Annotated in this window: 21 protein-coding genes; 19 read left to right on the forward strand and 2 right to left on the reverse strand. The window is 41.2% G+C overall.

Features of this window, described 5'->3' with window-relative positions:
* The 6 genes from BLS20_RS08940 to BLS20_RS08965 all read left to right on the forward strand — a co-directional run.
* The coding region (locus BLS20_RS08940; RefSeq protein ID WP_143010248.1) for a group II intron maturase-specific domain-containing protein at window positions 1-280 on the forward strand (280 nt) is incomplete at its 5' end.
* A gap of 117 nt (window positions 281-397) precedes the next feature.
* Window positions 398-1,321 carry a ribonuclease H family protein gene (locus BLS20_RS08945; RefSeq protein WP_090174039.1) on the forward strand — a complete coding sequence of 308 codons (924 nt, stop codon included), beginning with the start codon at window positions 398-400 and terminating at the stop codon, window positions 1,319-1,321.
* 212 nt (window positions 1,322-1,533) lie between these two features.
* On the forward strand, window positions 1,534-2,817 hold the full coding sequence (locus BLS20_RS08950) for a L,D-transpeptidase family protein (protein ID WP_176762354.1): 1,284 nt from the start codon (window positions 1,534-1,536) through the stop codon (window positions 2,815-2,817).
* 87 nt (window positions 2,818-2,904) lie between these two features.
* Window positions 2,905-4,068 (forward strand): GNAT family N-acetyltransferase, encoded by a 1,164-nt coding sequence (locus tag BLS20_RS08955; RefSeq protein WP_242870571.1) that lies wholly within the window; start codon window positions 2,905-2,907, stop codon window positions 4,066-4,068.
* A gap of 4 nt (window positions 4,069-4,072) precedes the next feature.
* A complete protein-coding gene (locus BLS20_RS08960) occupies window positions 4,073-4,678 on the forward strand; it encodes an NUDIX hydrolase (RefSeq protein ID WP_242870565.1) in 606 nt (201 codons plus the stop codon).
* Between the two features lie 2 nt (window positions 4,679-4,680).
* A complete protein-coding gene (locus tag BLS20_RS08965) occupies window positions 4,681-5,271 on the forward strand; it encodes an HD domain-containing protein (RefSeq protein WP_090174041.1) in 591 nt (196 codons plus the stop codon).
* Between the two features lie 45 nt (window positions 5,272-5,316).
* Here BLS20_RS08965 and BLS20_RS08970 read toward each other — a convergent pair whose 3' ends face one another.
* Window positions 5,317-6,210 (reverse strand): LysR family transcriptional regulator, encoded by an 894-nt coding sequence (locus BLS20_RS08970; protein ID WP_090174042.1) that lies wholly within the window; start codon window positions 6,208-6,210, stop codon window positions 5,317-5,319.
* A 337-nt stretch (window positions 6,211-6,547) separates the two neighbouring features.
* On the opposite strand from BLS20_RS08970, the gene BLS20_RS08975 reads away from it, so the two are divergent.
* From BLS20_RS08975 to nrdG, 13 genes are all read left to right on the forward strand, one after another.
* Entirely contained in the window at window positions 6,548-6,901 is a 354-nt protein-coding gene (locus BLS20_RS08975; protein WP_090174043.1) for a DRTGG domain-containing protein, read from the forward strand.
* On the forward strand, window positions 6,894-7,319 hold the full coding sequence (locus BLS20_RS08980; RefSeq protein WP_090174044.1) for an ATP-binding protein: 426 nt from the start codon (window positions 6,894-6,896) through the stop codon (window positions 7,317-7,319). The genes BLS20_RS08975 and BLS20_RS08980 overlap by 8 nt, the downstream gene beginning before the upstream one ends.
* A gap of 31 nt (window positions 7,320-7,350) precedes the next feature.
* Window positions 7,351-8,655, forward strand: coding sequence for a [Fe-Fe] hydrogenase large subunit C-terminal domain-containing protein (locus tag BLS20_RS08985; protein ID WP_090174045.1), 1,305 nt, complete (start codon window positions 7,351-7,353; stop codon window positions 8,653-8,655).
* The gene (locus BLS20_RS08990) at window positions 8,645-8,983 is read left to right on the forward strand and encodes a DRTGG domain-containing protein (protein WP_090174046.1); all 339 of its coding nucleotides are present in this window, start codon (window positions 8,645-8,647) and stop codon (window positions 8,981-8,983) included. Before BLS20_RS08985 ends, BLS20_RS08990 begins: the two co-directional genes overlap by 11 nt.
* Entirely contained in the window at window positions 8,973-9,689 is a 717-nt protein-coding gene (locus BLS20_RS08995; protein WP_090174047.1) for a PHP domain-containing protein, read from the forward strand. The genes BLS20_RS08990 and BLS20_RS08995 overlap by 11 nt, the downstream gene beginning before the upstream one ends.
* Window positions 9,690-10,196: 507 nt before the next feature.
* Window positions 10,197-10,688: an NADH-quinone oxidoreductase subunit NuoE family protein gene (locus tag BLS20_RS09000; RefSeq protein WP_423230178.1), complete on the forward strand. Its 492-nt coding sequence runs from the start codon at window positions 10,197-10,199 to the stop codon at window positions 10,686-10,688.
* Entirely contained in the window at window positions 10,689-11,237 is a 549-nt protein-coding gene (locus tag BLS20_RS09005) for an ATP-binding protein (RefSeq protein ID WP_090174048.1), read from the forward strand.
* A gap of 26 nt (window positions 11,238-11,263) precedes the next feature.
* On the forward strand, window positions 11,264-11,641 hold the full coding sequence (locus BLS20_RS09010; RefSeq protein ID WP_090174049.1) for a (2Fe-2S) ferredoxin domain-containing protein: 378 nt from the start codon (window positions 11,264-11,266) through the stop codon (window positions 11,639-11,641).
* A 16-nt stretch (window positions 11,642-11,657) separates the two neighbouring features.
* Complete coding sequence (nuoF, locus tag BLS20_RS09015) at window positions 11,658-13,481, forward strand: NADH-quinone oxidoreductase subunit NuoF (protein WP_090174050.1); 1,824 nt, start codon at window positions 11,658-11,660, stop codon at window positions 13,479-13,481.
* A 1-nt stretch (window position 13,482) separates the two neighbouring features.
* Window positions 13,483-16,194 carry a formate dehydrogenase subunit alpha gene (fdhF, locus tag BLS20_RS09020; protein ID WP_090174051.1) on the forward strand — a complete coding sequence of 904 codons (2,712 nt, stop codon included), beginning with the start codon at window positions 13,483-13,485 and terminating at the stop codon, window positions 16,192-16,194.
* Window positions 16,195-16,487: 293 nt separating this feature from the next.
* Window positions 16,488-17,150 (forward strand): phosphatase PAP2 family protein, encoded by a 663-nt coding sequence (locus tag BLS20_RS09025; protein ID WP_090174052.1) that lies wholly within the window; start codon window positions 16,488-16,490, stop codon window positions 17,148-17,150.
* A 357-nt stretch (window positions 17,151-17,507) separates the two neighbouring features.
* Entirely contained in the window at window positions 17,508-19,685 is a 2,178-nt protein-coding gene (nrdD, locus tag BLS20_RS09030) for an anaerobic ribonucleoside-triphosphate reductase (protein WP_090174053.1), read from the forward strand.
* Window positions 19,686-19,831: 146 nt separating this feature from the next.
* Entirely contained in the window at window positions 19,832-20,368 is a 537-nt protein-coding gene (gene nrdG, locus BLS20_RS09035; protein ID WP_090174054.1) for an anaerobic ribonucleoside-triphosphate reductase activating protein, read from the forward strand.
* A gap of 193 nt (window positions 20,369-20,561) precedes the next feature.
* Here nrdG and metA read toward each other — a convergent pair whose 3' ends face one another.
* Complete coding sequence (gene metA / locus BLS20_RS09040) at window positions 20,562-21,476, reverse strand: homoserine O-acetyltransferase MetA (protein WP_090174055.1); 915 nt, start codon at window positions 21,474-21,476, stop codon at window positions 20,562-20,564.
* Window positions 21,477-21,628: the final 152 nt, after the last annotated feature.

Raw genomic sequence — 21,628 nt, forward strand, 5'->3', positions numbered from 1 at the left:
AAGCATGAAGAACAACATAGACGAAATCAATGGATGGCTCTATCACAGAATACGTATGTGTATATGGAAACAATGGAAGAAGCCCAAGACAAAGGTGCGAAATCTGATTAAGATGGGTGTGCCTAAGGACTTGGCACATATGGCTGGCAACAGTCGGCGTGGATATTGGTTTACCACACATACAGTCGCAGTCAACATGGCGATGACAAAAGATAGACTGATAAACAGTGGCTTCTATGATTTAGCCACAGCCTATCAGTCTGTGCACGTCAACTATTGAAAACGCCGTATACCGAACGGTACGTACGGTGTTATGAGAGGACGGGAGCTAGTCACTCCCTCCTACTCGATTGCGTGTACAATAATTAAGGACAAAAAAGTAAGAGGAGTAGTGTAAATGGCAAAGAAGAATTATTATGCTGTGAGAAGGGGATTGACACCGGGAATCTATTTAAGCTGGGATGAGGCGAAAGTACAGGTAAATGGATATAAAGGTGCACAATATAAAGGATTTGCGACAAAAGAAGAGGCAATTGAATATATGCAGGGCGTTAACAATCAAACGCCAAGCAAGGAGCTTTATAGTCTTATCGATAGAAGATTTGAACCGGATACATCGGAAGAATACTTTGAGGTGCATTCAGACGGAGGCGCACGAGGTGGTAATCCGGGGTATGGAGGCTATGGATATGTAGTTGTCGATTGCAATCATAATATAGTAGAAGAAGGATACGGATATGGCCAGAATATGACCAATAACCAGGCAGAGCTTCTTGGCGCAATCGAAGGTATAAAAGCGGTAAAAGAAGGAGCTAAGGTGTATTTTATTACAGACAGCACCTATGTATATGCGGGATTTGCGAAGGATTTTCCGGATCAGCCGCGTTATGAGAAGTGGGAAAAAAAGGGATGGAAAGATGTCAAGAATCTTGAATTGGTACAAGAGTTATACGAACTTGGAAAGGCGCATCGTTTAGAATGTATTCCCAGACCATATAGACAGGGAGAGCGTCAGTATATTCCATTTGCACATGGTGATAAACCGGATGAGAGGGGCTGTTATAAAAATCCTTATAATAAAATCTGCGATCGGCTTGCCAATATTGGAATCGTTGATGCAGTGAATCAAAAAACACAAAAAAATGGTTTGGTACAGTTGATTCATGGAAGCAAGATTGTAAAGGAAGTACCGGATGCGGAGTTTTTGGAAGGAGAAGTTGTACACATCGAGCAGACGGCACCATTTTATGTAACCGATCTAGATGAAAGACGCTATGGAAGGGTTGTAGATGTAAATGGAATAAGCGCAAAGGTAAATTAAGAATGCCAGATTGCGAATTTGTTAAAAAGTAGTTAAGACGGACAAAAAGTCGCCTGATTTATTGACAAGTTGCAGGGATGGTCGTACAATGAACAAGATTTCATATGATGCGCAAATCATGTGTTAGAAAGAGTGTAGAGGATATGATAGATTAGAATTCGAGGTTTTGGAGAAGACGATAAGTCACATTCAAGATATGATAGGAGAAGATGATGAGTTCAATGACAGAACCTCAACAGATAGAGGAAAAAAAGGCTAAGAAGAAAAAAATAATATGGATCATTGTAATTGTAGTGATTGCAGCTGCAATTGCGGCAGCTGTGTTTGCATATAACAATGCACATATAATAGTGAATGGACAACAGATTCGCTATTCGAGTGATGGGGATGTGGAGACTGCACTGACGGAGCAGTTTTATGAGAATGGATATGTTTTTTCGGATCCTGAGATGGAGCAGGCTTGTGTAACCTATTCCATCGATACCTCTGGTTTGGATTCAGGATCTCGACTGTTTTCTAGCTTGTTTCATAAAGAATATGAAGTAACGATAGAAACCAGTGTAGATACAGACAAGCTTGAAGCCTATATTGATGAATGGAACGAGTCAGCAACGGAAAGTGAGAATGCAACAGTTGATTCTGATGATAATATTACGGCGGAAGTATATGGAAATAAGATTGATAAAGAGGCATTGCTTGAAGCTGTAACAGAGGATGCAACGGGAATTGATGTTTCTAAGTATTACGTGCAGCCGACCGTTACACAAGAAGATATGGAAGCAGCAGTAGCAGAAAAAGAAGAGTATCTTGCATGGTCCGCAACCTATGAGAATGGATTCGAGATTACGATACCGGAAGATAGCATTAAGATTACCAAGAAGGCGAAAGTAAAAGTGGATACTTCGTTTTTGGAGGAATCGGTTGATGATTTAGATGATACATATAATACCATAGGAGATCCGGTATCCTTTACGACTACTGGTGGAGAGAACATCGAGTTGTCCGGAGGATATTGGGGAACCAAGGTTGATGAAACAACGGAAATCGCCTATCTGGAGGAAGCTATTGCAAACAAGGAAACGGTGAGCAATCGTGAGCCGCAGATGGCAGGACAGGGAGGAGAAATCGGCAATACATATGCCGAAGTATCCATCAGTCAACAGCATGTATGGGTATATGTGGATGGAAAATTGGTTATGCAGTCGGATTGTGTAACCGGAGAAGCAGGAGAAAATGATACGCCAACAGGAGCTTATTATTTGCTTGAGCGAAAGACCGATAAGGTGCTTGTTGGAGAGGACTATGAGACGGAAGTTAATTATTGGATGCGAATTACCTGGACAGGCGTTGGTTTCCACGATGCAAGTTGGAGAAGCTCGTTTGGCGGTAATATCTATAAGACCAATGGTTCTCACGGATGTATCAATTTGCCGGCTTCCTTTGCAGCATCACTGTTTGAGGTTGCCTATGCCGGTATGCCGGTATTAATTTATTAACTTAGTTAAAAGAAGATTGTCTGATGATCAGGCAGTCTTTTTTTGTGATTTGATTCATAGCAAGGAGGACTGTGGTATAATTTGAATATGGATAAGAGATTACGATTGTTGATAGATTTTTTAGTATTAGCAGCAGGTGCAGTGATTGCGGCATTTGCAATTGAAGAATTTTTGGTGCCATGTACCATACTAGATGGCGGCGTGATAGGTGTCGGGATTATTATCAGTACTGTGAGTAAGATTCCGCTTGGCTTACTTACAATTGTGTTAAATATTCCATTTTTGATAATCGGCTGGAAGAAGATGGGATATCTATTCGTGATAAAAGCAGCGTATTCCATGGTGATTTTTTCTATTGCTCTTGAAGCATTCGAACCTCTTAAGGGGATGACAGATGAATATCTGTTGGCCGTATGCTTTGGAGGCGTTATTTTGGGATTTGGAGTAGGCCTTGTAATTCGATATGGAGGTTGTCTAGACGGAACGGAGACGGTGGCAATCCTGCTGAATAGGGCAAAAGATTTTCCTGTGGGAAGAACCGTTTTGATATTCAATTTGATTATTTACTCTGTTGCCGGAATCTTGTTTGGACCGGACCGTGCGATGTATTCGCTGCTCACATATTTTATTACCTCTAAGATCCTGGATTTGGTAGAGGGCGGAATAGGCCAGGCAAAGTCCGCGCTTATTATTACAGATGCACCAACAGAAGTCGCGGAAAATATTTATAAATATCTTGGGCGTACCGTTACCATTATTCGTGGTGAGGGTCTGGTAAGTGGTTCGAAAACCATCTTATATTGTGTGCTGACACAGTTTGAAGTACCACAACTGAAAAGTGTAATTGATTCTGTGGATGCGTCTACTTTTGTAACGGTTAGTGAGGTATCCGAGATTGTTGGAAATCATGTTAAGAGTCGGTCGAAGGAGAAGCAGGTTATGAAGAGAGTAGAACAGTTTGGAAATCATGAGGTTAAAGAAGACAAGCAGGAAAAAGAGCAATATGTCATCGAAAGCACCAGAATTTATTGGCGAGATGAAAGTGGGAAGCTGATGGCAGAAGTAACATTTCCGGAGATGCCCAATCATGTCTACTGTATCAATCATACTTATGTGGACGAATCACTGCGAGGCCAGGGAATTGCCGGAAAATTGATTCAGATGGCGGCGGATACCATTAAGGAAAATGGAGGAACTGTTACCGCAACATGTTCTTATGCATCAAAATGGTTAGAAAAAAATGAGGTGTAGTAGGATGGATATGAAAGAAATCATTCAAGGTAGGACACCGGAAGAAATTGGAGACAAAGAGAGATTTCGCTGTGCAGTATGTATTGCGATGATTGAAGCACAGGATGGTCATGAGGTGATTTTTGAGGTGCGTTCGAGTACCATTCCCTCTCAGCCGGGAGATGTATGTCTTCCGGGAGGTGCAATTGAGGAGGGTGAAACTGCAAGACAAGCAGCTGTGAGAGAAGCCTGTGAGGAACTTCTCATTTCACCAAAGCAGATTGAGATTATAGGAGAAGCAGATACCTTTCGAACAGGGAATCTTATGATTTATCCATTTGTGGCAGTGATAAAAGGATATCAGGGAAACTTCAATAAGGAGGAAGTAGAATCGGTATTTACCGTCCCACTGAAATTCTTTTTAGAAACCAAACCGGAAGAATATATCGTTTCTTATGAGCCACAGTTTGGGGACGACTTTCCATTTGACAGAATTGTCGGTGGAAAAGATTACCAATGGAGACAGGTTGAACAAAAAACGCTGTTCTATCAGTATGAATATCACACAATCTGGGGATTTACAGCGCTGCTTATGAATTCCTTTGGAAAAATATTAAGACGGGAAGTATAAAAATGAATGAACGACTGAAAAAGCAGATGAAGTTTGCTTTGGAAATTGATAAGGATAAAAATGTATTTCGGCAGACGCATCTGTCCGGACATGGGAGAAATGAAAATGATGCAGAGCATGCCTGGCACATGGCAATTATGGCATATGTCCTAAAAGAATATGCAAATGAAGAAATTGACATTGCAAAGGTTATGCTCATGTGCCTCATTCATGATATTGTGGAGATTGATGCCGGAGATACTTATGCCTATGATGAAGAAGGCAAGAAGTCTCAGCATGAAAGAGAACAGGCTGCAAAGGAGCGCATCTACTCGCTTCTTCCGGAGGACCAAAAGACGGAGCTGCAGGCCATTTTTGATGAGTTTGAGGAACTTAAGACTCCGGAAGCGAGATTTGTACGAGCTATGGATAATCTGCAGCCGTTAATGTTAAATGACAGCAACGGAGGAGCTGACTGGAAATATCATAAAGTCAGTAAGGAACAGGTCTATAAACGTCAAAGTCAGACGAAAGAAGGGTCTAAGATCTTGTTTGAATTAACGGATGAAATCCTAAAACGTCATATTGCACAGGGAAATATATCCGACACATAACCATAAGGAATCATATAAAAAAACGCAGGGGAAAATCCTGCGTTTTTATGTTTCATCGATGATAAAGGAAATAAATTGCTCCAAAGTTGGATTGGAGTGTTCCGGATTCCAGGCTAATGCATTATCGACATATTCTTTTCCATTTTCGAATGGAATGGCAACGACACGTTTATCATTTCGGTTGGAATCAGCAATATAAGCCGGCAAGATAGAGACTCCCATATGTAAAGAGACCATAAGCAATACGGTTTCGATATCTTCAATTTTATCAAGGATTTCTACATCATATCCGGCTTTTACAAAAGGATTGATAATGACACGGTCCTCACCAACCTGGCTATCAGGGGAGCAGGCCAAAATCAGTTTTTCGTGTTGCAGATCTTGTCTTGAAATGGAACGCTGATGCGATAATTTGTGATTAAAAGGAACCACAACAGTTAAGGAAGAGCGCTGCATGGTTTTATGAGCAATTCCAACAAAGCACGTTTGGTCAAATATAGGGGTAACAATGATATCAAGTTCCCTGCTTTTGAGACGTGACAACAATTCGGAAGGGTTGCCACTGCTAAAATGCAGTTGGATATTAGGGTACATACGATGAAATTCTAAGATGCGGTCGGGAAAGATGGTGGATTTAATATCGGCGGTAAACCCGATATCAATGGAACCAATCATACCAAGAGCGGCATCGCGAGTGTGGGTAAATACAGAATCAATATGCTCTAAAATCTCCGGAGCTTCTCGGTAAAATGCTTTGCCGGCTTCGGTAAGAGTCACCTTTTTCTTTGTTCGAATAAAAAGAGGGGAACCAATCAGATTCTCAAGTGATTTTATCTGCTGCGTTACAGCTGTTTGCGATACGTATAATCGAGCAGCAGCTTTGGTGAAATTAAGTTCTTCTGCAACCGCAATAAAATATTCAATCTGTCTGGTGTTCATAATGACCGCCTCCGTTTACTGATAAGATAAAGTTATTATATCATACAATTTTTCTATTGGATTATGAAAAAAAAAGCGGGTAATATAAACATGTACTTAATTAAGTACAAGAACGATTGTCTCGTAGCGGATTTAGAACAATAGTGATAAATAAGCACAAGACCTTCTTTCTAAATAATACGAATTGATATGAAATAGGAAACAAAAGAGCGTTCTTTCCCCTAAGAGAGCGCTCTTTTGTTTGTTTTACAGGAAATTCTTTTTTTATTGCGCCCATTTATGGTTTAGGACTATAATTACCATATGGTTATTTTACACAGGAGTTGGAGGAATAGTTATGAACCTGCTCGAAATGAAAGAAGCGTTACAGGCACAAGTATTAACGGATGAACTTGATGAAAGCGTTGATATTACATTGGCATATGCGACGGATTTGATGAGCGATGCATTGGCATTTGCATCGGATAATTGTGTGCTCATTACAGGTTTGGTGAATTCGCAAACCGTGCGCACAGCAGAGATGAAGGATTTTCCCTGTGTGATTTATACAAGAGGGAAAATGCCGGAAGGCGAGATTATTGCACTTGCGAATACCTTTGGGTTATGTGTGATGCGCACGGAGCTGTCAACATTTGACACTTGCGGAATATTATATGGAAAGGGAATTATAGGACCAAACAATCATGGATAAGATAGAATTTCACTATGAGGTTGATGGGGATGATTTTACGAATGCCGGATCTGCAAGTACGGATTTTAAGCGAAAGCTGAAAAAGATGCATATAACACCGGCAATTGTAAGGCGTGTGGCGATTGCGATGTATGAAGGCGAAATTAATATGGTCATACATGCAGACGGAGGTTATATCGATACAGAAATCTCACAAGGGGAGATAGTTCTTAGATTATGTGATCGAGGACCTGGCATTGAGAATGTGAAAAAAGCAATGACAGAAGGATATTCTACGGCAACAGATAAAGTGCGCGAGTTGGGGTTTGGAGCCGGTATGGGGCTTCCGAATATGAAAAAATCGACTGATGAGATGCATATCGAAACACAACTGGGGGTAGGAACTACCGTAGAAATGAAAATCTACATCAATCAGTAAACGATAAAGCTGATTGGAAAAGGTGAATTGAATGGAGAATAAATTTTATCATTCCGTTTATCTCAAAGCAGACAGATGCAAAGGCTGTATTCACTGTCTGAAAAGGTGTCCGACGAATGCAATCCGTGTACGTAACGGAAAAGCGCATATCATAAAGGAGTTTTGTATTGACTGTGCAGAGTGTAATCAGCACTGCCCTTATCATGCTAAGCGATCGCACCGTGATGAATGGAAGAATATAGACAAGGAAAAATACAAGGTGGCACTTGTCGATCCGTCGATTTATGGACAGTTTAACCATTTGCATGATTTAAATGTTGTGCTGTATGGATTTAAGGCAATGGGATTTGATGATGTGTTTGATATTGCCTATGCTTATGAATATTGGATGGAATGTGCCAGAGTATATATTGAAGAACATAAGGAAAAGTATCCGATTATCAACTCGACCTGCCCGGCGGTAGTGCGTTTGATAAGAGTGCGTTTTCCGGAATTGCTAGATCATCTCATTCCGTTTGTTCCGCCGATTGAGATTGCAGCGCGAGCGGCATTGGCACAGACGATGGAACAGACGGGATATAAAGAAGAGGAGATTGAGATTGTATATATTACGCCCTGTCCTGCGCAGGCAGCATATATCAAGTCTCCGATTGGAATAGAAAAGACACATATAACTTCGGTGCTGGCAATGAAAGATATCTATAAGCAGCTGGTAAGGTGTATGGAAGAGAATCCGAATCCGAAGGAAAAATTAATCAGAGCCGGTCGTAGCGGTGTAGGTGTTGGAACGACGTGTGCAGAGGCGCGGGGAATCGGAATTCGCAATTATGTGGCAGTAGATGGAATTGAAAATGTCATCAAGACCCTAGAGGAGATTGAAGATGACAGACTTCCGGATGATTTGATTTTTGCAGAACTCAAGAATTGTTCGGCCGGATGTATGGGTGGAGTTTTGAATGTTGAAAATCCTTATATTGCGCGAGCTAAAGTAAAGCAGCTTGACCGTTATATTCCGGTGACAAAAAAGTCACCAAGAGAGTATTTTGAAAAATTGTGCAACATTCAGATTGAATGGGAGAACACACCGGAATTTGAACCGGTTTTCGAACTTGGTCAAAGTATGCAAGAAAGCATTGATAATATGTCAAAAGTTGAGACGCTGCTTAAGACTCTTCCGGGGATGGACTGCGGTTCATGTGGTGCGCCGACATGCCGTGCGCTCGCGGAAGATATCGTGAGAGGATTTGAAGGAAGTAAGAAAGAGAATTGTATCTATCTGCTTCGAGGATTTTACAGTAAGATGCAAAAGGAAGAAGAACATAAAGATGACAATTGATGAAATTGCTGCATTGGAAGAATTTGAATATGTGACAAAGCCGGTAGATAAACAAATGGAAGTCAGTAAAGTATATTGCTGCGATTTACTAAGTGTGGCAATGCGTGATGTGCCACAACGTGGTGTCTGGTGTACGATTATGAATAACAACAATACCCTGGCTGTGGCGGCATTGACGGAGTGCGCCTGTATAATTTTGTGCGAAGGAATACAGCCGACAAAAGAGGTAATCGAGACGGCGAAAGAGCAGGAAATCTGCCTGATGAAAACAAGACAGCCGATATTTGAAGCAGCACTGGAGGTACATAACAAGATTCATGGAGCTTAAATATGATTTTCATGTTCATTCTTGTCTCTCTCCGTGTGGAGACAATGAGATGACGCCGGAGAATATAGCAGGAATGGCTTACATCAATGGCCTCGATGCTGTGGCGCTCACCGATCATAACAGTTGTAAGAACTGCGAGGCATTTCTTGAAGCAACGAAAAAACATGGAGTGCTGGGAATCTGTGGAATGGAACTTACAACAGCAGAAGAGATACATGTATTGTGGCTGTTTGAAAGTTTAGAAGCAGCAATGCGATTTGATGCTTTTGTAGAAGAACATTTGTTGAAGGTGAAAAACCAGATTCGAATATATGGCAATCAGTTATTGTATGGACCGGGAGACCGATGCCTTGGAGAATATGATAATTTGCTGATTGCAGGAACGGATCTTTCATTTGAGAAGATGCCGCAGATATGGAAGGAGTATGGTGGCATCTATTTGCCGGCACATATTAATAAACCAACAACAAGTCTTTTAAGTAGTTTTGGCATGATTCCTCCGGATAGTGAATTTACAATTTATGAATTGAACAGACCGGCGGATAAAGAACAATTATGCAAGGAGCATCCGTATTTGCGCGGCAAGAAATATCTGTCGGACTCGGATGCACACCGGCTGATTGAGATGAGAACAGAAGATAACGCGTATGTGTTAGAAGTGGAAGAAAAAAGTTTTGAAGGAATCAAAAGGAGTTTGCTTTTATAGCAAGCTCCTTTTTTGTTTAATAGGAAATTGCTCTGCATTTCCTATTAAACAAAAAACGCTCCGCTAAGGATGCGCACTCGCGCGAGATGAAAATGTTGCATTCTGCAACTGCGCTCGGCGCGAGCATGTCGCAAGCGACATGCTTTGTTCGGAGACGTTTTAGGAGGATTATCCGGAGGGGGACATTTTCTTATATCTTGATGATAGGAAAATGTTACATTCGTGCATGTTTTTTTTGGAAATGTGATAAAAAATGCGAATCAATAAAAAAAACTTATTAAAATGAAAAGTATCTTCTTGGTTAGATGAGACTAAAGTTGGGATAATTCCGTTGAGAAATTGATGAATTATGATAAGATAGGTAATGTAGGTTAAAAGCCATATGGGACTAAAAGGTGGTTATAAATGTGTAAAGGAGTCGCATTTATAACAAAAAGTTTTTATCTTATTATTAGGACTATATTTGGCGGGGTGAAAGAAAATAAAAAACAGTTAGGAGGCGTTATTGTGAGTGAACAGACGTTGATTCCTTTTGAGGGCACGAAAGAGCAAGAACAAGAGCTTAAAGCCGTCATTGAGGAATTAAAGGATGAAAAGGGATGTTTGATGCCGATCATGCAAAAAGCGCAAGGAATTTATGGGTATCTTCCGGTGGAAGTGCAGCAGATGATTTCGGATGGATTGGCAATTCCTTTGGAAAAAATTTATGGTGTAGCAACATTTTATTCGCAGTTTAATCTGCAGCCGAAAGGAGAATATCAGATTTCGGTTTGCCTTGGAACTGCTTGCTATGTAAAAGGATCGGGAAATATCCTAGAAGAAGTATCGGAGATACTTGGAATTAAGACCGGAGAATGTACACCGGATCGAAAATTCTCATTGGATGCCTGTCGATGCGTGGGAGCATGTGGACTGGCACCTGTTATGATGATTAATGACGAAGTATATGGACGTCTTGAGAAGAAAGATGTCAAGGGTATTTTGGAGAAATACAAATAAATGTTACCTGAAATTTCACTAAGTATATTAGATATTGCACAGAATTCTATTACAGCCGGAGCGTCTAAGATTGATTTATTGGTTGAGGTTAATACACAAAAGGATATTTTGATATTTGACATTCGTGATGATGGATGTGGAATGGGCGATGAGATGTGCAAAAAGGTTGTAGATCCTTTTTATACTTCAAGAAAAACAAGAAAAGTTGGATTAGGGATTCCATTTCTTAAGCAGAGTGCGCAAGCAACACAGGGGAGTTTTGAACTTTCTTCGAAAGAAGGAGTCGGAACACATATAAAAGCAGTATTTCAAACAGGACATATCGATTGCATGCCGCTTGGTGATCTTACAGCAACAATACATACGCTTGTTGTATATCACGAAGAAATACGGTTTGTATTTTGTTATATAGTTGATGGTAGAAAATTCGTGTTGGATACAAGTGAAGTTAGGGAGATTCTTGGAGATGTTTCTTTTCGGGAGCAGGAAGTGTCTGCTTTTCTAAAGGAATATATTCAAGAACATATTGAACAAACAGATGGAAAATAACTTAGATACCTTAGGAGGTACGTGAGATGAAATCATTAGAAGAACTTCGGGCAATTAAGGAGCGGATGAAAGGTCAGATTGGAATCCGTGAAATGGGTGCTGATGTGACAAGGGTGGTTGTCGGCATGGCGACTTGTGGAATTGCTTCCGGAGCACGTCCGGTACTCAATACATTGGCACAGGAAGTGCAAAAAGAAAAGCTGGACAATGTTATGGTAACACAGACCGGTTGTATCGGTTTGTGTCAGTATGAACCAATTGTGGAAGTCTTTGAACCGGGAAAGGAAAAGATTACCTATATTTGGGTTGATGAAAAGAAAGCAAAAGATATTGTACAGAAACACTTAAAGGGTAAAGAAGTGATAAAAGAATATACTTTAAGTGATGCTGATACGGTCAAATAGAAATCGGAGGAACGAAATGTATCGATCAGAAGTGCTCGTTTGTGGAGGAACCGGCTGTCGGAGTAGCCGAAGCGATGAGCTGATTATAAAATTTAAAGAATTAATAAGGCAAAATGGACTTGAAGAAGAAATTGCAGTGGTACAGACAGGATGTCATGGTCTGTGCGAAGCGGGTCCGATTGTTATTGTTGACCCGGAAGGAACGTTTTACTCAAGAGTAACCCTTGAAGATGTAGAAGAAATTGTGAAGGAACATCTGGTTAAGGGACGTGTGGTGGAAAGACTTGTTTATCAGGGAGAAGGTGCATCAACGCATTATTCTTTAAATGATACCGTATTTTATAAAAGTCAAAAGAGAATTGCGCTTAGAAATTGCGGTGTGATTAATCCTGAGGAAATTGATGAGTATATAGGTACAGGCGGATATGAAGCACTTGGCAAAGTCCTGACAACAATGACGCCGGATGAAGTAATCGAAGAAATTCTCGAAAGTGGATTAAGAGGACGAGGCGGAGCCGGATTCCCGACAGGTATGAAGTGGCGTTTTGCATCCGGCAACCGGGGCAAAGTACAAAAGTATGTATGTTGTAATGCAGACGAAGGTGACCCGGGAGCATTCATGGATCGCTCCGTGTTAGAAGGTGATCCACATGTAGTGCTTGAAGCAATGGCAATTGCCGGATATGCGATAGGTGCAGATCAGGGATATATTTATGTACGTGCAGAGTATCCGATTGCAGTAGAAAGACTGAATATTGCCATCAAGCAGGCAAGAGAGTATGGCCTGCTTGGAAATGATATTTTTGGCACAGGATTTAATTTTGATATTGGACTTAGACTTGGTGCCGGAGCATTTGTCTGTGGTGAGGAAACTGCGCTTATGACTTCTATTGAAGGGAATCGTGGAGAACCTAGACCAAGACCGCCATTTCCGGCAGTAAAAGGTCTTTTTGAAAGTCCGACAATCTTAAATAATGTCGAAACTTATGCCAATATTCCGCAGATTATTATAAATGGTGCAGATTGGTACAAGAATATTGGAACAGACAAATCAAAAGGAACGAAGGTATTTGCACTTGGCGGTAAGATCAACAATACAGGACTTGTAGAGGTGCCGATGGGAACATCGCTTCGAACTGTTATAGAAGAGATTGGCGGCGGCGTTCCAAATGGCAAGAAGTTCAAAGCAGCACAGACGGGTGGACCATCCGGTGGATGTATTCCGGCAGAACATCTTGATGTGCCGATGGATTATGAACATCTTGCGGAAATTGGTTCCATCATGGGTTCCGGTGGATTGATTGTAATGGATGAAGATGCCTGTATGGTAGATATTGCCAAATTCTACCTTGAATTTACGGTAGATGAATCTTGTGGTAAATGCACACCATGTCGTGTGGGAACCAAGAGAATGCTTGAAATCTTAGATAAGATTACAGCGGGCGAAGGAACGATGGAGGATATAGATCGACTTGAAGATCTGGCAAATAAGATTAAGACAACGGCACTTTGCGGTCTTGGTCAGACAGCGCCAAATCCGGTTCTTTCAACGATTCATTTCTTCCGTGAAGAATACGAAGCACATGTAAGAGATCATAAATGTCCGGCTTGTGTATGTAAGCCTTTGATGCATTTTGAAATTGAAGAAGATAAATGTAAAGGTTGTACACTGTGCGCACGTAAATGTCCAAGTAATGCGATTGTTGGAACCGTTAAGAATCCGCATACGATCGACCAGGATTTATGTGTAAAATGTGGAGCTTGTATAGAACATTGTAAATTTAATGCAATCCACAAAGTGGCCGGTGTGGCGGTAAAAGCAGCAAAGGAGGTGGAATAGAATGGTAAACATTAAAATCGACGGCATTGAAATGCAGGTAGAAGAAGGAACTACCATTCTCCAGGCGGCTGAAGCTGCGGGAATTAAGATTCCAACCCTGTGTTATTTAAAAGAGTTAAGTCCGGAAGCGTCATGTCGTATGTGTCTTGTGGAAATTGAAGGAAATCCTAAGATGCAGACAGCATGTTCGTTCCCGGTTGCAGAAGGAAATAATATATTTACGAACACACCGAAGGTAAGAGAAGCAAGAAAGACCGTGCTAGATCTTTTGTTATCGAATCATAAGACAAATTGCTTTAAGTGTTCTTTTAACGGAGAATGTAAATTACAAGAATATTGTATGGAATATGGTGTGGAAAGATCGGAATTTGAGGGCGAAAAGATTGATTATCCAATCGATGAGAGTAATCCGTTCTTGCGCTTCGATCCGAACCTGTGTATCTTGTGTCATAGATGCGTAAATACTTGTGAAAAGATTGTAGGGCGCGGAGCAATCGGTACTGCAGAACGTGGATTTGTTGCACATATATCCACTCCGTTTGGAGTGGACTGGGCGGATTCAACTTGCGAGTCCTGTGGTAACTGTGCGCAGGCTTGTCCGACAGGAGCATTAACCATGAAGCGTCATAAACCATATCGTGTTTGGGAGACGCACAAGGTTCGTACTACTTGTCCACATTGTGCAACCGGATGCCAGTTTGATCTTGTGGTAAAGGATAATAAGATTGTTGATTGCCTTGCAGCAGATGGTCCTTCCAACAAGGGATTGCTTTGCGTAAAGGGACGAAGCGGTTCTTTTGATTTCGTTCATGCAGATGATAGAATTAAATATCCTTTGATTAAAAATAAAAAGACCGGCGAGTTTGAACGAGCAAGCTGGGATGAAGCACTTGACCTTGTTGCTTCTAAATTCATGGAAATAAAGAAACAGTATGGCTCTGATTCACTGGCGGGATTTGCCTGCTCTAGATCACCAAATGAAGATATCTACATGGTGCAGAAGATGGTTCGTACTTGTTTTGGAACAAACAATACAGATAATTGTGCGCGTGTATGCCACTCAGCTTCGGTAGCAGGATTGGCTATGACGTTAGGTTCCGGTGCAATGACCAATCCAATCGGAGATATTACAAAGGATGTGGACGCTATTTTGCTTGTGGGCTCCAATCCGGAAGAAGCACATCCGGTTGTTGGTATGCAGATTCGCCAGGCGGTAGCGAAGGGGGCAAAGCTGATTGTAGTGGATCCTCGTGATATTGACTTGTCCAAGAAGGCAACGATTCACCTGAAATTAAAGCCGGGTACCAATGTTGCATTTGCAAATGGTATTATGCATATTCTGATTCGCGATGGCCTTGTGGATGAGAAGTTTATCAAAGAACGTACAGAAGGTTATGAAGAGTTAGCCGAAATCGTAAAAGAATATACACCGGAAAAAGTAGCAAAAGAATGCCATATTGATGCGGATGATCTTGTAAAGGCTGCGCATATTTATGCGGAAGCAGACAAGGCTCCGATTATTTACTGTCTTGGTGTTACAGAACATTCGCAGGGAACAGAAGGCGTTATGTCTATGTCCAATATTGCGATGCTGTGCGGAAAGCTTGGCAAGTCCGGATGCGGTGTGAATCCGCTGCGAGGTCAGAACAATGTGCAGGGAGCTTGTGATATGGGAGCTCAGCCGACAGACTTCCCGGGATATCAAAAAGTAGCGAATCCGGATGTCATTAAGAAGTTTGAAGATGCCTGGGGCGTGAAACTTCCGACGGAAGTTGGAATTCATGCAACAGATGTGTTCCCGGCAGCAATAGAAGGTAAGATCAAGGGACTTTATATCTATGGAGAAGATCCGGTTGTTACAGATGCGGATACAACACATATTATAAAAGCACTTAAGAGTCTTGATTTCTTTGTGGTACAGGAATTATTTATGACTGAAACTGCGCAGCTTGCAGATGTTATTTTGCCGGGTATGTCATATGCAGAAAAAGAAGGAACGTTCTCGAATACAGAACGTCGCGTGCAAAGAGTACGCAAGGCGGTAGATTTGACGAAGAATCCGGAGTTTGATATTCGCCTGGATACGGATATTATCATTGATCTTATGAATCGCATGGGATATCCGCAAAAACATATGACAGCAGCTGAAATTATGGATGAAGTTGCTTCTTTGACACCGTCATTTGCCGGAATTTCACATGAAAGACTTGACAGCGAAGAAGTTGCAGGACAGGGACTTCAGTGGCCATGTACATCAAAGGAACATCCTGGAACACCAATCATGCATGTGGATCGCTTCTCAAGAGGACTTGGCTGGTTATATCCGACAACTTATAAGCCATCGAAGGAACTTCCGGATGAAGAGTATCCGACCATCTTGATGACAGGTCGTATCTTGTATCATTACACAACGCGTGCAATGACGGGACGTACTCCGGGACTTATGGAGATTGAAGGAAAGTCCTTTATCGAAATAAATGAGCAGGATGCAGCGCGTATTGGAATTAAAAATGGAGAGAGGATTAAGGTATCTTCACGTCGTGGTTCGGTAGAAACGACTGCAAGAGTGGGAGATAAAGTCTCGCCGGGCGAGACATGGATGCCGTTCCATTTTCCGGATGGAAATTGTAACTGGCTGACAAATGCAGCGCTTGATCCAATCTGCAGAATTCCGGAATATAAGGTATGTGCAGTAAAGCTTGAAAAAATATAAGAAGAGATTGAAAGACGCAGAGGGGCATAGCAGATGCTTCTCTGCTCTTTTTATTTAATAGGAAATTGCTCTGCATTTCCTATTAAACAAAAAACGCTCCGCTAAGGATGCGCACTCGCGCGAGATGAAAATGTTGCATTCTGCAACCGCGCTCGGCGCGAGCATGTCGCAAGCGACATGCTTTGTTCTGGGGAACAGGAAAGGGGGGGGTTGCAAAAACCTGAATTATGTAAGACAATGCTAGTATATGATTTTAGAAATTAGTAAGCAAAATAAGGGGAATATATATTAATATGGAGAATCGAACAAGGAGATGTAAGCTCGTTACGCTCATCTTATTAATTATATTTATCGCGTATACATTATTATTGAAAGTTGTGGATGTGCAGGCAATCGGTCCACAAGGCAGCGAAGTGGGATTCGCAACATTTAACAGCATGGTTTATCAAGTGGTTGGAAGTAATGAATTATGCTATGATGTGTCGAAGTACATTGGATATTTGGCAATTGTAATTGCAATATTTTTTGTGATTTTGGCAATTCTACAGTTTGCACGGTCGAGAGAGTTGTCGAAGGTCGATTTGTCGCTTAAAGTACTGATTGTATTTTATGTACTAGTGGGAATCTGTTATGTTTTATTTGAATTTTTAGTAATTAATTACAGACCGGTGCTTGAGGATGGTCAATTAGCAGCATCTTATCCTTCTTCACATACCATGTTGGCATTGTGTGTATTCGTAACAGCGAGGATGCAGTTTAAAAGCCGTTTTATGGAAGGATTTGCCAGAGGATTTTTGGTGATTTTATTTGATGTATTATCTGTTGTTATGGTTTGCACAAGGCTTGCAAGCGGAGTGCATTGGGCGACGGATATTATCGGAGGCATTCTTTTGTCCGCCGTGTTAATCTTTATATATAGAACTATTATTATGGTACGCAAGGAACGAATCTGGTAACTAGAATAAAGAAATCTGCGAAATTACCCGAAACCAATTATGGAGACGGGTAATTTTTTATTTTATAGGAAAGCGATTTGCATTTTCTGTATAAAACGGGATGTACATTTACACCAAGAGAACACACTACAAGATGCAGCCGAGAGCGAGTTTTGACTGTCACGAGCGTGATGCCGGTCTGGTTTCGGCTGATTTGGCTTGAAATGAAGTAGTAATTATAGTAAAGAATGCAGGGGATATTTGTATAAAATGCTAAAAATAAAAATAGTTTTGAATGGACTCTTGAAATAACAACATGTTGTGGTATTATTTAACATGGAGCACAGATTCTAGTGCAAAATGAAACGAGGGAAAATTATGAATGTAATTAAAAGGAATGGACAAGAAGTAGCATATGATATTACAAAGATCTCAAATGCTATGAGTAAAGCGAATAATGAAGTGCCGGAAAATGAAAGGCTAAGCTTTGATAAAATTAAAGAGATTTCCGATGATGTTCTTACGAAATGTGAGAGCCTTGAACGTTCCCCTTCCGTTGAAGAAATTCAGGATATGGTTGAGGACGGACTGATGGGAGCCGGAGCCTTTTCTGTAGCACGTAAGTATATCCGTTATCGTTATCAACGAGCATTGGTGCGTCGGTCCAATACGACAGATGAGCAGATTCTGACTTTGATTGAGTGTAATAATGAAGAAGTAAAGCAGGAAAACTCAAACAAGAATCCGACGATTGTTTCGGTGCAAAGAGACTATATGGCGGGAGAAGTTTCCAAGGATATTACAAACAGAATTTTACTTCCGAAAGATATTGTAGATGCGCATAAAGAAGGAATCATTCATTTTCATGATGCGGATTATTTTGCGCAGCATATGCATAATTGCTGTCTGGTAAATCTAGAGGACATGTTGCAAAATGGAACCGTAATTTCCGGTACCTTAATTGAGAAGCCACATAGCTTTTCAACGGCATGTAACATCGCAACGCAGATTATTGCGCAGGTTGCATCAAGCCAGTATGGTGGCCAATCCATTTCACTGTCTCACCTTGCTCCGTTTGTTAATATCAGCCGTGCGAAGATTCGCAAGCAGGTGCTTAAAGAAACCGCGCAGCTTGGTGTCAATCCATCAGACGAGGTCATCAATGATATTGTAGAGCAAAGACTTCATGATGAAGTCAGCCGGGGCGTGCAGACGATTCAGTATCAGGTTGTAACACTTCTTACAACGAATGGACAAGCTCCGTTTGTTACCGTATTTATGTATCTTGGTGAGGCTAAGAATGAGCAGGAAAAGAAAGATCTTGCATTAATTATAGAAGAAACGCTTAAGCAAAGAATCCAGGGTGTTAAAAATGAGAAGAATGTATGGATTACACCGGCATTTCCAAAGCTTATTTATGTTTTAGAAGAGCAAAATATCCATGAAGACAGTGAATATTGGTATCTGACAAAGCTTGCGGCTGAGTGTACCGCAAAGCGTATGGTGCCGGATTATATCTCTGAAAAGAAGATGCTTGAGCTTAAGCGTGATAAGAATGGAGATGGACATTGTTATACCTGTATGGGCTGTCGAAGCTTTTTGACACCATATGTGGATGAAAATAACAATCCAAAATATTATGGCCGCTTTAATCAGGGCGTGGTAACAATTAACCTTCCGGATGTGGCACTTTCTTCAAAAGGTGACAAGGATAGATTCTGGAAGATTTTCGATGAGAGATTGGAGCTTTGCTATAAAGCTTTGATGTATAGACATAACAGACTTATGGGAACTTTGTCGGATGCGGCACCAATTCTGTGGCAGTATGGGGCTCTTGCACGTCTTGATAAAGGCGAACCTATTGATAAACTGTTATTTGGCGGATATTCCACTATCTCGCTTGGTTATGCGGGCTTGTTTGAATGTGTAAAATATATGACGGGTAAGAGTCATACCGACCCGCAGGCGACTCCATTTGCGCTTGATATTATGCAGCATATGAATGACAAATGTGCTGAGTGGAAAGCAAAGGAGAATATTGATTTTTCCATTTACGGAACTCCGCTTGAATCTACAACATACAAATTTGCAAAGGCTCTTCAAAAGAGATTTGGCATCATTGAGGGTGTTACGGATAAGAATTACATTACGAATTCGTATCATATTCACGTATCGGAAGAGATTAATGCTTTTGATAAACTTGCCTTTGAGTCGAAGTTTCAGGCTCTTTCTCCGGGTGGCGCAATCAGTTATGTGGAAGTGCCGGATATGCAGGACAATTTAGATGCGGTTCTTAAGGTAATGAAGTTTATCTATGAGAATATTATGTATGCAGAGCTTAATACCAAGAGTGATTATTGTCAGGTATGCGGATATGACGGAGAGATTCAGATTCAGGAAAATGAGCATGGCAAATTGATCTGGAAATGTCCATGTTGCGGAAATGAAGATCAGTCCAAGATGAACGTGGCACGACGTACCTGTGGATATATCGGAAGTCAGTTCTGGAATCAGGGAAGAACGCAGGAAATCAAAGACCGTGTGCTTCACTTGTAGAAGTTTGATTTGACCGTAGTCTTAACATAAAAAATGCAAACAACCTCTTCGCCGTAGTGATACGGGGAAGAGGTTGTTTGCATAACGCAAAGTCCTGGCTGTTATAGTGCAGTGGCGGGGAAATATTGCGGAAAGGAATAAATAATATGAATTATGGAGCAATTAAAGATTGTGATATTGCAAATGGTGTAGGGGTTCGAATCTCATTATTTGTCTCTGGATGTACGCATTGCTGTGAGGATTGTTTTCAGCCTGAGACCTGGGATTTTTCCTACGGGGATGAGTTTACGGATGATACGATGGACAAGATTATCGGTATGCTGGATAAAGAGTATATTGATGGGCTTTCGATTCTAGGTGGGGAACCGATGGAACCGGAGAATCAAAAGAGCGTTCTCGAATTGATTTTGCGAGTGAGAGAGGAACTTCCGGATAAAAATATCTGGATATATTCCGGCTATCAATTCGATGCGGATATGTTAAATGGTAAGCTCAGGGAATGTCATTCAACACGAAGGATTTTGGAAAATATTGATGTTCTTGTGGATGGTGAATTCGAAAAAGACAAGAAGAATATCCGTTTAAAGTTTCGTGGTAGTGAAAATCAAAGAATTATTGATGTGAAAAAGTCTTTGAATACGAATCAGGTCGTGCTGATTCCGGAACTTATGAAGATGCGATAGAGACACAGAGGCGTCTTTACTACGTTAAGCTTTTCAGTCGGAGCTTGTACCCCGACCGAGAAGCGTATGTCAAGACTCGCTCGCGAGTCTTGCGCGCCGGATTCGGGTCTGCTTCAGCAGACAAATTCCTGTCCGAATCCGTGCGCATCCTCGCGGAGCGTTTAACTCAGTCGGAGCTTGTACTCCGACTGAGTTAAATATCTCGTACATCATAAGGTGTGGTTTGATATACATAATAGTTGAGCCAGTTTGAAAAGATAAGCTGACCGGCGGATCTCCAACGAACAATTGGAGATTTTGTCGGATCATCATCCGGAAAATAATTGACCGGAAGATCAGGATTCATGCCGCGTTGTGAATCGCGCAGATACTCTTGCGCGAGAGTGTCAGCATCATACTCCGGATGGCAAGTCATAAAGAATTTGTGAGAGTCGGTGGTCTTAAGGATGGACACACCGGCTTCTTTTGAAGTTGCCAAAAGTTCTAACTCCGGCACGGCCAGGATATCTTCCTTGGTACAATCTATAAATCTTGAGTGCGGAGCAAAGAAGCGATCATCCATGCCACGAAACAGCGGAGAGGTCCATTTTAAAATGGTATGCTCATAGATTCCGCTAAGCTTCTTGTCGCGCTTGGTCTTTTGTATTCCGTAATGATAATAAAGAGCGGCATAGGCGCCCCAACATAAATGCATAGTTGAGTGGACATGAGTTTTCGTCCATTCCATAATTTCGCAGAGCTCATCCCAGTATTCTACATCTTCAAATTCTACAAAATCTAAAGGTGCGCCGGTAATAATCATGCCATCATATTTTTCGTCCTTGACTTCTTTAAATGTTCGATAAAAAGATTCTAGATGAGAAGGATCAACATTATGTGGCTGGTAAGATGCCGTCTGCAAGAATTCTACTTCAATCTGGAGCGGAGTATTCGATAGCTTGCGCAGAAGCTGCGTTTCTGTGACAATCTTAGTTGGCATCAGATTAAGAATAAGTACTCGAAGCGGTCGAATATTCTGGTGCAAAGCAAAATATTCTGTCATCACAAAAATATTTTCTTGTTCAAGTATTGAAGTGGCAGGTAATGAGTCCTGAACTTTAATTGGCATCTTTTGACCTCCTTTTAGCGATTAGTACCAATATAATATTTTTTCGGGAAAAATTCAAGTTATTTGGGGTAGGTTGAAATGGCTAAATAAACTTGCCTTTACCTGTTAGTTGGACTATAGTGTATTAAGTGGAAATGGTTTGGAATAAAGGA

Source organism: Eubacterium oxidoreducens (assembly GCF_900104415.1).
GTDB lineage: Bacteria > Bacillota > Clostridia > Lachnospirales > Lachnospiraceae > Eubacterium_C > Eubacterium_C oxidoreducens.